Origin of the sequence: Sinorhizobium sp. KGO-5 (assembly GCF_036245905.1) — a bacterium.
GTDB classification, from domain to species: domain Bacteria; phylum Pseudomonadota; class Alphaproteobacteria; order Rhizobiales; family Rhizobiaceae; genus Sinorhizobium; species Sinorhizobium meliloti_A.
The window spans coordinates 22,251-31,879 of record NZ_BDIZ01000018.1; the positions used below are offsets into that span (position 1 = coordinate 22,251).

13 protein-coding genes and 2 pseudogenes are annotated in these 9,629 nt (G+C 61.3%); 7 read left to right on the plus strand and 8 right to left on the minus strand.

Annotated elements, in window-relative coordinates; genetic code table 11:
• Positions 1-35 precede the first annotated feature (35 nt).
• Both BHD07_RS31610 and BHD07_RS31615 read left to right on the plus strand, forming a co-directional pair.
• Positions 36-347 carry a type II toxin-antitoxin system RelE/ParE family toxin gene (locus BHD07_RS31610; RefSeq protein ID WP_025031074.1) on the plus strand — a complete coding sequence of 104 codons (312 nt, stop codon included), beginning with the start codon at positions 36-38 and terminating at the stop codon, positions 345-347.
• A 13-nt stretch (positions 348-360) separates the two neighbouring features.
• Positions 361-642, plus strand: a complete 282-nt coding sequence (locus tag BHD07_RS31615; protein WP_008878354.1) for a helix-turn-helix domain-containing protein — start codon at positions 361-363, stop codon at positions 640-642.
• Positions 643-732: 90 nt separating this feature from the next.
• On the opposite strand, the gene BHD07_RS31620 is transcribed toward BHD07_RS31615, so the two are convergent.
• The 3 genes and pseudogenes from BHD07_RS31620 to BHD07_RS31630 all read right to left on the minus strand — a co-directional run bounded on the left by BHD07_RS31620 (position 733) and on the right by BHD07_RS31630 (position 2,925).
• The gene (locus tag BHD07_RS31620) at positions 733-1,122 is read right to left on the minus strand and encodes a hypothetical protein (RefSeq protein ID WP_151678947.1); all 390 of its coding nucleotides are present in this window, start codon (positions 1,120-1,122) and stop codon (positions 733-735) included.
• An 11-nt stretch (positions 1,123-1,133) separates the two neighbouring features.
• Positions 1,134-2,450, minus strand: a pseudogene (locus BHD07_RS31625) (type IV secretory system conjugative DNA transfer family protein); the annotation flags it as partial.
• Positions 2,451-2,484: 34 nt separating this feature from the next.
• A complete protein-coding gene (locus BHD07_RS31630; protein ID WP_052642677.1) occupies positions 2,485-2,925 on the minus strand; it encodes a MerR family transcriptional regulator in 441 nt (146 codons plus the stop codon).
• Positions 2,926-3,023: 98 nt separating this feature from the next.
• Here BHD07_RS31630 and BHD07_RS31635 point away from each other — a divergent pair, with 98 nt between their 5' ends.
• From BHD07_RS31635 to merA, 4 genes are read left to right on the plus strand one after another with little or no spacing between them, the layout of a single operon-like run.
• Positions 3,024-3,437: a mercuric transporter MerT family protein gene (locus tag BHD07_RS31635; protein WP_052642675.1), complete on the plus strand. Its 414-nt coding sequence runs from the start codon at positions 3,024-3,026 to the stop codon at positions 3,435-3,437.
• A 16-nt stretch (positions 3,438-3,453) separates the two neighbouring features.
• Positions 3,454-3,741 carry a cation transporter gene (locus BHD07_RS31640; protein ID WP_077548684.1) on the plus strand — a complete coding sequence of 96 codons (288 nt, stop codon included), beginning with the start codon at positions 3,454-3,456 and terminating at the stop codon, positions 3,739-3,741.
• Between the two features lie 11 nt (positions 3,742-3,752).
• Positions 3,753-4,004, plus strand: coding sequence for a mercury resistance system transport protein MerF (locus BHD07_RS31645; RefSeq protein WP_052642671.1), 252 nt, complete (start codon positions 3,753-3,755; stop codon positions 4,002-4,004).
• A gap of 5 nt (positions 4,005-4,009) precedes the next feature.
• Complete coding sequence (gene merA, locus BHD07_RS31650; RefSeq protein ID WP_052642669.1) at positions 4,010-5,452, plus strand: mercury(II) reductase; 1,443 nt, start codon at positions 4,010-4,012, stop codon at positions 5,450-5,452.
• Here merA and BHD07_RS31655 read toward each other — a convergent pair.
• Entirely contained in the window at positions 5,432-6,076 is a 645-nt protein-coding gene (locus tag BHD07_RS31655) for a recombinase family protein (protein WP_062654055.1), read from the minus strand. The two genes, merA and BHD07_RS31655, sit on opposite strands and share 21 nt — an antisense overlap.
• Before the next feature lie 153 nt (positions 6,077-6,229).
• Here BHD07_RS31655 and BHD07_RS31660 point away from each other — a divergent pair.
• Positions 6,230-7,255, plus strand: a pseudogene (locus BHD07_RS31660) (DUF4158 domain-containing protein); the annotation flags it as partial.
• Between the two features lie 154 nt (positions 7,256-7,409).
• Here the strand turns inward: BHD07_RS31660 and BHD07_RS31665 are convergent.
• The 4 genes from BHD07_RS31665 to BHD07_RS31680 form a co-directional block, all read right to left on the minus strand.
• Positions 7,410-7,589, minus strand: coding sequence for a DUF1289 domain-containing protein (locus BHD07_RS31665; protein WP_094574559.1), 180 nt, complete (start codon positions 7,587-7,589; stop codon positions 7,410-7,412).
• Positions 7,590-7,597: 8 nt separating this feature from the next.
• A complete protein-coding gene (locus BHD07_RS31670) occupies positions 7,598-7,873 on the minus strand; it encodes a metal/formaldehyde-sensitive transcriptional repressor (protein ID WP_094574557.1) in 276 nt (91 codons plus the stop codon).
• A 31-nt stretch (positions 7,874-7,904) separates the two neighbouring features.
• Positions 7,905-8,870: a CDF family Co(II)/Ni(II) efflux transporter DmeF gene (dmeF, locus tag BHD07_RS31675; protein WP_094574555.1), complete on the minus strand. Its 966-nt coding sequence runs from the start codon at positions 8,868-8,870 to the stop codon at positions 7,905-7,907.
• 124 nt (positions 8,871-8,994) lie between these two features.
• Positions 8,995-9,629: Tn3 family transposase (locus tag BHD07_RS31680; protein ID WP_338284312.1), on the minus strand; the 635-nt coding region annotated here is incomplete at its 5' end.

The window sequence follows — 9,629 nt, forward strand, 5'->3', positions numbered from 1 at the left end:
TATACAAACTTTGATATAAAGGGTTCATGGCTGACATGAAGCGGCTCGAATTTCTTGGGGATTCCCTTGAGCAGTTGCGGGAGTTTCCCGAGACGGCGCGGAAAGAGGCCGGTGTCCAGCTTCACAAGGTTCAGCAGGGTTTTGAACCGAGCGACTGGAAGCCGATGGCGAGTGTAGGGCAGGGGGTGCGGGAAATCCGCATCCGTGACGAGGCCGGAGCCTTCCGGGTGCTCTACATCGCCAAGATAGAGGATGCCGTCTATGTGCTGCACGCCTTTCAGAAGAAGACGCAGCAGACGGCGAAACGAGATTTGGACCTAGCCGCGACCCGGTTGCGGCAAATCTAGCGGAGGCGTGACAATGGAACGTCAGAGCTTTGCGAATGTATGGGATGCACTGGAAGATACGCCGGCCGAGGCCGCGAACATGACCATGCGTTCCAATCTGTTGATTGCCGTTGAGCAGCGGGTACGGAGTTGGGGCGTCACCCAGGCCGAAGCGGCACGGCGTCTCGGGATCACGCAGCCCCGGCTTAACGACCTGCTGCGCGGCCGGATCACGAATTTCAGCCTCGATACGCTGATTAATCTTGCCACCCAGGCCGGGCTTGCGGTGAGGCTCGATATTGCCGAGGCCGCATAGGCGCAACCCCGCGACCGGCCCGGAGGCGAACGCGCCCCCACGTCGCGCTGTAGTGAGCCGGAGGGCCGCCAGTGACAAAGCCCCGGTGCGTCAGCGCCGGGACCGCTTTTCCCATCTGGCCGGCTCGGGCAGGGGGGCTTTGCGCTTCTCGCGCAGCAGGGCTTTCATTTCCTCGCCCGAAATACCTGGCCGTGGATCATCGGCGGCCGGCTGTATGCTGCGCTTGAGCAGTTCCCGGCGCAGATCGGCATGGGGTTCCAGCTCCTTATGCTCGCCCAAGGTCACGAACACGGCTTCGGACGGATCGAGGAATTGCCCGCGCTCGATCCTGTCGAGCAGCCATAGCGCCAGCGACGGCGGCAAATAGGCTTCAAACCGCAAGCCGCCCTTGGCGGCCTGGTCGCGGAGTTGCTTGGCTTGTTCGACGGCATGAGCCTTGTCGGTGGGATCGGGCCATTCGGGTGCGTCAGTATCGGTCATGGTTTCATCCTTCATGCCTGGTCGAACAGCCCTTTGAACTCTGCATCGGCGTAATAGGCGAGCTTGCCGGCAACGATCGGCCGTTGCCCGGCCAGGAACAGCAATTCGAGATTCTGCGGCAGGTTGCGGACCTCATCCGGGGTCAGCAGCGGGCGGGCGGTGTGTTGCTCGCCGTAGGAAATGCCGGATTTATCGGAATCGAGCGCCCGGCTCATGGTCTGGAACACAACGGTTTCCTGCCCAAGGAGATCGGAGACAAGTCGGGCGCTGTCGTGATCGTTGACGCCGAAGACCTGTAGGACGCCGGCGTTTGACAGGAAGGTGCCGGCGCGCTGGCCGTAAGTGGCGCGGAGCTGGTGAACGTCCTGCAGGATCGGCCAGAGCTGGACGCCGTAGCCGGCCATGAGGCCCATTGCGCGCTCGATGGGGGCCAGGTGCCCGAGGGCGGCGAACTCGTCCAGCAGATAGAGAACCGGAACGGCGGGCTTGCCGGGATCGCGGGCCATGTCGGTGAGGCTTTGCGCGACGAGCAGGCGCAGCCAGCGTGAATAGGTCGAAAGGCGATCGGGCGGCAGGACGAGGAAAACGGAGACGCTGCGGCGCTTGAGATCGGCAAAGCGGAAATCGGAGCGGCCGAGTACGGCTGTCATGCGGGGCGAATCGAGGAAATGGGTATGGCGCTGTGTGGCCGACAGGACGCCGGCGGCTTCCCGGTCGGATTTTCCGAGATGACGATTTGCGGCGCGGGCGACCAGGCCGGCCGCTTCGGGTGACGCCTGCATTTCCTTCAGGAGTGCGGCGAAGATTTCCGGGGCGAGAGTGAGGCTTTCGCGCAGGGTGGCGAGGTTTCGGCGCTCACGCGGCTCCTGGGCGACGATATGGAGGATCAGGCCGCCAATCAGCGCCTTGGCTTCCTCGTTCCAATGGGCCTCCCCGGCCATGCCCGGCTCATCGAACACGAGAGCGTCGGCCAGGGTGCTTGCATCTTCCGCGACATCGAGGCCGGCCGGGTCGAGCTGGTCGAGTGGATTGAAGGCGGCCGAAGGCAGGCCGGTGACGCCGAAGGGGTCGAGAATATGGACCGGTCCGAACTTCTGGCGGGCGCGGCCGGCGATCCTGGCATTCTCACCTTTGGGATCGATGCAGATCATGGAGCGGTCGGCGGTCAGCAGATTCGGGATGATGGTTCCCACGCCCTTGCCGGTTCTGGTCGGTGCCATCGTCAGCAGATGGGCCGGGCCGTCATAGCGCAGCAGCCTTTTCGTCTTGGCGTCACGGCCGATCAGCAGGCCGGTATCGGCGCGGGTGAGGGGGGCGACTTCCTTATTCGGGGTCGGAACAAGAGCAGTTCAAAATCCTGCGCTAAGGTCGAACGGAGCGGGAACGGCCCACTGGGCGCATCTCGAATAGAGCATCAATGATCGGGCATTCCGGAACCTGGTTGCCGGTGCATTGCGCGGCCATATCCGACATTGCCCGCTCCAGACGTCGTAGATCGGCGATTTTCTGACGGATATCTTTCAGGTGTTCGATGGTGAGGTCATGAACCTCACGGCAGGTATAGCTATGCCCGTCGACCAGGCGAAGCAGTCCACGCAGTTCGTCGAGGCTGAAGCCGAGCTCACGGCCGCGCCGCACGAAATGCAACCGCCTTGCGTGATCGTTGCCGTAGACGCGATACCCGCCCGCGCTGCGCGCTGGTTTCGGCATGACGCCGATCTTCTCGTAATAGCGAATCGTCTCGATGTTGACGCCGCTGCGTTCGGACAGGACGCCGATCGAAAATTCATCAGCCTGTTTCATCACATAGCTCGCACAACACCGTGAAACTTTCCCGCTTGACCCTGTAGTTACTACAGGCATTAGGGTCACCATAGATCAATTGCGGGAGCATGTGAACGATGATGCAGAACGAAGCGCGGCCACTGGCAGATACGGCCCTGGAGCCCGTCGAAAAGGGTTTTGATCAGGCAGCGCTGCTCTCGGTTGGCGGCATCGTGGCGGCACTGGGCGCGGCAACCTGCTGCGTGGTGCCCTTTGTCTTGTTCTTTGCCGGCATCAGCGGCGCGTGGATCGGCAATCTGACCGCGTTCGAGCCCTATCAGCCCGTGTTCGTCACGATCGCGCTCGCCTGCCTCGGCTACGGCTTCTATCTCGTCTATCGCAAGCCGAGGGCGGCTGAGTGCATCGAGGGCTCCTACTGCGCGCGTCCGTCGTCCCATCGCAACGCCAAGATGGGCCTTTGGATCGCAACGATTCTGATCATCGTCGCCGTGGGCTTTCCCTATGCAGCGCGGTTCTTCCTCACCGCCTAACCTCAAGGAGTTCCTGATGAAAACTTTACACCTTATCGCTCTCACCGCGTCCCTGCTGGCGAGTGGCGCCGCTTTTGCCGCCGAGCAGACCGTCACGCTGAATGTCGCCAATGCCACCTGCGAACTTTGCGGCCCGATCGTGAAGCGGGCGCTCAGCAACGTGTCAGGGGTGCTCGCGGTTGACGTGTCGGAGGCGACAGATGGGGCGATCGCCAAAGTGCGGTTTGACGACGGCAAGACAAATGTCGCTGCGTTGATCACCGCAACCACCAACGCCGGCTATCCCTCCAAGGTTTCGCAGTAGGGAGGCTCAGCATGACGGATGGAAAGTTCATCGGCATGGGCGGTGTCGGGCTTCTCGCCGTCATTTGTTGTGCCGCCCCATTTCTTTTGGTCGCTGCGGGCTCCTTCGGGGTTTCCGCATGGCTCGCTGCAGCCGGCTATGTGCTGATCCCGATCGCACTCGCTGCTATTGGGCTGGCGGCATTTTACCTTTATCGGCGCCGCCGTTCCGGCCCATCGGCTGATGCCGATTGCTGCTCAATCAATGACAAACGACAGGGATAAGTTAGATGTGCGAAGCTTGTGATGCTCCCAGTTCCAGCAAAGGCAACGGCCGTTACGATCTTGTAGTCGTCGGGGCTGGCTCGGCCGGATTCTCTGCCGCGATCACGGCCGCCGAACAAGGCGCGCAAGTGGCCCTTGTCGGGCACGGCACGATTGGCGGCACCTGCGTCAATATCGGTTGTGTGCCCTCGAAAGCCCTGATCCGGGCCACGGAAGCCGTGCGTCACGCCAATGATGCGGAAGCCCGCTTCGATGGCATTGAAAGCGGCGCGCGCGTCGTCGATTGGGCCGCTCAGATTGCCCAGAAAGACGCCCTGGTTGCGGGTCTTCGGCAGGCGAAATACGCTGATCTGCTGCCGGAGTATAACAATGTGGTCTATCGCGAAGGGCAGGCCCGCCTCGTTGACGGCGGCGTCGAGGTCGCGGGCCAGCGCCTCGCCTCCGAACGGATCATCATCGCGACGGGCGCGCGCCCAGGCCTGCCGGGAATTCCGGGGATCGTCGACGTGTCGCCGCTCGACAGCACGACGGCGCTGGCCCTGGCCGAACTGCCGCGCTCGATGATCGTGCTTGGCGGCGGCTATATCGGTGCGGAGCTTGCCCAGACGTTCGCGCGGGCCGGCGTCGCGGTGACGCTCGTATTCCGCAGCCGGCTTCTGCCGGAGGCTGAACCCGAAATCGGATCGGCGCTTGCAACCTACCTGGCCGATGAGGGCATCAGGATCGTCAGCGGGATCGCCTACGAATCCATCCGCAAGACCGATGACGGCGGTGTGGCGCTCACCATCGCGCGGGACGGTCGGCCGGAAATCCTGACGGCCGAACGGATTCTCGTGGCAACGGGACGCCGCCCGAACACCGAAACCCTTGGCTTGGCTGAGGCGGGTATTGCCGCAACGCCGGCCGGCGCCATCATTGTCGATGACCGCATGCGCACCTCAAAGACCGGCGTCTATGCCGCCGGAGACGTGACAGGAAAAGATCAGTTCGTTTACATGGCCGCCTATGGCGCCAAGCTCGCCGCCAAGAACGCGTTGAACGGCGATGGCCTGCGCTATGACAATTCCGCGATGCCTGCTGTCGTGTTCACAGACCCACAGGTGGCGAGCGTCGGCATGACCGAGGCGCAGGCGCGTGTTGCGGGGCATTCGGTTCGCACGTCCGTTCTTTCCCTCGACAATGTCCCGCGGGCGCTGGCGGCACGCGATACACGCGGCCTGATCAAGCTGGTTGCCGACGGGGCAAGCCGGAAGCTCCTGGGCGCGCATATTCTTGCGCCGGAAGGAGCTGACAGCATTCAGACGGCGGCGCTGGCTATCCGCGGCGGCCTGACGATCGACGATCTGTCGGAGGCGATCTTCCCGTACCTGACGACCGTCGAAGGCTTGAAGCTTGCGGCTCAGACCTTCGACAGGGACGTGAAAAAACTATCCTGCTGCGCGGGGTAACGGCGAAAGGGAAACGGGTGCGTGCTCAAGTTGTGGCTTGGACGAAGCGGGCACTTCATCCCTGACGCGCATGATGGTCTGGCGGCTGGTGTCGAATTTTCTGGCGAGAGCGGAAACGCTCATCCCTGTCGCGAGATCCTCGCGCACTTCCTGTTTCTGTTTTTCGCTCAGGGTGGAGGGGCGGCCGAGGGTCTTTCCTTCTGACTTGGCGCGCTTGAGGCCGGATTGCGTCCGCTCGATCAGCAAGTCCCGTTCGAACTGTGCGACGGCGTTGAGGACGTTCATAGTCATTGTGCCGGCCGAGCTGGTGAGATCGACACCGCCGAGAGCGAGGCAATGAACCCGGACGCCGATTTCGGCCAGCGCCTTGACCGTGGTGCTGACATCTATGGCGTCTCGACCGAGGCGATCGAGCTTTGTCACGATCAGCACATCCCCTGATTCCAGCCGATCCATAAGCCGGGTGAAGCCCCGCCGTTGGGCGATGGCTGTGCTGCCGGAAATCGTCTCAGTGATGATGCGGCGTGGCTCGACGTGGAAACCAGCGGCCTCGATTTCCTGAATCTGGTTTTCGGTGGTCTGGCCGGTCGTGGAGACGCGGACATAGGCGAAGGTGCGTGGCATGGGTTTAATTTCGTCCGAATAGGCTGTCCGGAATATTTCTCCTGTTCATTACTGTGTCAATCTAATTTGTGGACAGGTTGTTTCGCCCCTGTACGAAACCGAACCTTTCCGTACAGGGCAAGGTCATTGGCGCGCAAATGTAAGGAGTAGCAAATGGCCAAGCGGAAACTTCTCAAAATTCAGGATCGGCATGCGCTGTTCGACATTCCGACCGACGAGGATAGCCTGATCCGCCGTTATTTCTTGTCGTCTGCCGACCGGCTTGAGATTGAGGTTCGGCGACGCGAGCATAACCGGCTCGGCTTTGCGGTGCAGCTCTGCCTGATGCGTTATCCCGGCCGTCCGCTCCTGGCCAACGAGACGCCACCCAGAGCGATGCTCAATTATGTCGCCGAGCAAATCGGCGCCGATCCCGCTTCATTCGGACTTTATGCTCGCCGTGAAGAGACGCGCATGAATCATGTCGCTCACCTGCTCGATTATCTGGGGATGAGGGGGCCGACAGCCGAGGATCGGCGTGCTGCGCTGCTGGCGGCAATCGAAGCTGCGGCCGCGACGGACAAGGGAGCAACGATCGCGACTGCGATCATCACCACCTTCCGCGAACGCCGGGTTCTGCTGCCTGCAGCGAACATGATCGAACGGATGGGACTGGCTGCCCGTGCCATCGCTCGTCGTCAAGCCGAAGCCGCTTTGATCACGGACCTTGATCCGGAAACGCTGGGAACCCTCGATGGACTGCTGGCCGTCGATCCGGCAATTGGCCAGACGCGCTATCATTGGCTGCGGTCAGCGCCGGAGGCACCAGGCGCGGGAAACTTGGTGGGCCTGACCGAACGGATCGCATTCCTGAGGATGCTTGGGATCGATCCCCGTTTGCAGACCCGTGTCCCTTCCGGGCGGTGGGATCAGATGATCCGCGAGGGTGACGCCACTCCGGCATGGCTGGCCAGCGACTTCAATGCCAGTCGCCGGCGTGCGACGATCGTCGCGCAGATCATCAAGCTTGGCCAGAAACTCACCGACGATGCGGTGATGATGTTTATCAAACTCATGGGCCGGTTGTTCTCCCAGGTTAACAACCGCAAAAAGCAGCGCCATATGAGCGCACGCCTGGAAACATCGAAGGCACTACGGCTGTTTCTGGACACGATCGTCGCCCTGCAGGCGGCCAACGACATGTATGGCGTCACGACACGAAAGTGATGAATCTGTCCGACTTTTGAGAACGCATACAGAACCTCACGTCGGCTTGAGCGTTGATGCCGTTGATTTCTGGGCTTTGAGCGCTTGGTAGAGAGCGGTCTTGCCGATCTTCACGCGGGCGGCAGCTTCACGGACATTCAGCCCGGCGCTTCATGCGCCGTTTCAACTCGGTCGATAGGGTCGTGCGGTGGTAGGGCGACAGTTTGCACCAAGCCTTGATTTCATCGGCCGTCCGGCCGCAGCCCAAGCACCATTTGTTGCGTGGGTCGAAGCGACAGACATCGGTGCAGGGCGAGTCATTCTTCATTACGAACCTTATTTGAGATAGGCGCGGACGACGTCGATCAGTTCGGCCGCGCCTTCATCTCGTTCCTTCTGGGTAAGCCCCTCTGCGACAAGGTGCATGCGGATGTGGTCTTCAATCACCTCGCCCATGAGGCCGTTCATCGCACCCCGTGCTCCGGCGATCGACTGCATGACCTCGACGCAGCCCTTTTCCTCATCAAGCATCCGCTCGATGCCTTCCATCTGCCCGCGAATACGGCGTACGCGGTTGATTAGCTTTTGCTTCTCGCGGATGGTGTGGGTCATGCGGATACTCCTCGGATGCAACGGTTGATGGCTAGGCCGCGCGAGCTTCGACCTCCACCGTCACATGTGACAAATCATGGATGGCGGCAAGTTTTGCGCGGTAGTATGACGGCGTTTGAGGGTGATCGGCTACAATCGAGACGATCGCGCCATGGTGGCCAGGTCCGAGCTGCCAGATGTGAAGATCAACGATCTCAGCGCCTTCTTTGACGATGATCTCCTGAATTTCCTCCGGCAGGTCTTCGCCCTGCGGAATGTAGTCGAGAAGCACACCGCCTGCGTCGCGGATCAGCCCCCACGACCAACGGGCGATCACGATGGCTCCGACAATGCCGATTGCCGGATCAAGCCATAGCCAGCCGTAGAGGCTGCCGAAGACTAGCGCGGCAATCGCCAGAACGGAGGTCAGGGCATCAGCCAGCACGTGGACATAGGCGGCGCGAAGGTTTTGATCCTTCCCTGCCGCGTGCCCGTGGCCATGGTCATGCCCGTGTTGGTGGTCGTCCTTAAGAAGCCACGCGCACACAAGGTTCACAATCAGGCCGACGACAGCCACCATAATGGCTTCCTTGAAATTGATCGCGACGGGTGATTGGAAGCGCAGGAAACTCTCCCAGCCGATCAGCAGCGCGATCAGCGCCAGCACCACGGCACTCGCAAAGCCTGCGAGGTCTCCGAGCTTGCCGGTGCCAAAGGAAAAGCGGCGGTTACTGGCGTGCTTGCGGGCGTAGAGATAGGCCAGCGCAGCGATGAGGAGGGCAGCGGCATGGGTGGACATATGCCAGCCGTCCGCCGTCAGAGCCATCGACCCGAACATATTACCCGCGACGATCTCCACCACCATCATGGTCGCGGTGATCGCGATCACCAGCCACGTGCGCCGCTCGTTCCGGTCGTGGTTGTCGCCAAGGAAGAAATGCTCATGGGCGGCGTCGAGCGAACGGCCATGATCGTGCGGGTGGGTGTGGTCATGCGCATGCCCGTGGGATGAACTCATCGCCAAAACTCCTTCATAATGATATAGGGGAGTACACTATATCATTATAGTGGGCAACACGCTTCCGAGAAGGTGTCACGCCACGAAGTGATGGATCTGTCCGACGTTTGAGAACATGGGGTGGTCACGCAGCGAGAATGGATGTTTCGCGCCGCAGTGGCCTGAGATCGGCGCTATCCGTCGGGGTCCAGATGTAATCGCCGGTGAGACTGATATGCTGCCACCCGAGCGGGGTGACGTGTTTGATCACGTCGGGCGGCGTGGGAATGCCTTCTCGATTGAGCTCGGCGAAAGCCGGTTCGAGATAGAGCGTATTCCAGTAGACGATGGCATTGATGAGCAGGTTCAGCCCGGACGCCCGATAGAACTGGCTCTCGAAGGTCCTGTCCCGCAATTCTCCGAGACGGTTGAAGAACAGCGCGCGGGCCAAGGTGTTCTGGGATTCGCTCTTGTTGAGGCCGGCAGTCGCGTTCCTGCGCATTTCGGGGTTCTGCCACCACTGGGGCAGAAAGATGGACCGATTGATGCGCCCAAGATCCCGTAGCGCCAGCGCCAGTCCGTTCTGACGCGGGAATGCGGAAAGCTTGGCCAGCAGGGTTGAAGGCCGAACCTGACCGGAACGGATCGTCGTGACCAGCCGCAGAATATCGTTCCAGTTTGCCTTGATCCGCTCGACGTTGATGGGTTCGCCGACGAGCGACGCCAGATTTTCGGGAGGCGTGTCGCCAGGAAAGAGATAAAGTCTGCGATCCTTGAGAC

Coding starts and splice junctions, on each gene's coding strand:
- BHD07_RS31610 (WP_025031074.1), top strand. CDS start 36: ATGAAGCGGCTCGAATTTCTTGGGGATTCCCTTGAGCAGTTGCGGGAG.
- BHD07_RS31615 (WP_008878354.1), top strand. CDS start 361: ATGGAACGTCAGAGCTTTGCGAATGTATGGGATGCACTGGAAGATACG.
- BHD07_RS31620 (WP_151678947.1), bottom strand. CDS start 1,122: ATGACCGATACTGACGCACCCGAATGGCCCGATCCCACCGACAAGGCT.
- BHD07_RS31630 (WP_052642677.1), bottom strand. CDS start 2,925: ATGAAACAGGCTGATGAATTTTCGATCGGCGTCCTGTCCGAACGCAGC.
- BHD07_RS31635 (WP_052642675.1), top strand. CDS start 3,024: ATGATGCAGAACGAAGCGCGGCCACTGGCAGATACGGCCCTGGAGCCC.
- BHD07_RS31640 (WP_077548684.1), top strand. CDS start 3,454: ATGAAAACTTTACACCTTATCGCTCTCACCGCGTCCCTGCTGGCGAGT.
- BHD07_RS31645 (WP_052642671.1), top strand. CDS start 3,753: ATGACGGATGGAAAGTTCATCGGCATGGGCGGTGTCGGGCTTCTCGCC.
- merA (WP_052642669.1), top strand. CDS start 4,010: ATGTGCGAAGCTTGTGATGCTCCCAGTTCCAGCAAAGGCAACGGCCGT.
- BHD07_RS31655 (WP_062654055.1), bottom strand. CDS start 6,076: ATGCCACGCACCTTCGCCTATGTCCGCGTCTCCACGACCGGCCAGACC.
- BHD07_RS31665 (WP_094574559.1), bottom strand. CDS start 7,589: ATGAAGAATGACTCGCCCTGCACCGATGTCTGTCGCTTCGACCCACGC.
- BHD07_RS31670 (WP_094574557.1), bottom strand. CDS start 7,873: ATGACCCACACCATCCGCGAGAAGCAAAAGCTAATCAACCGCGTACGC.
- dmeF (WP_094574555.1), bottom strand. CDS start 8,870: ATGAGTTCATCCCACGGGCATGCGCATGACCACACCCACCCGCACGAT.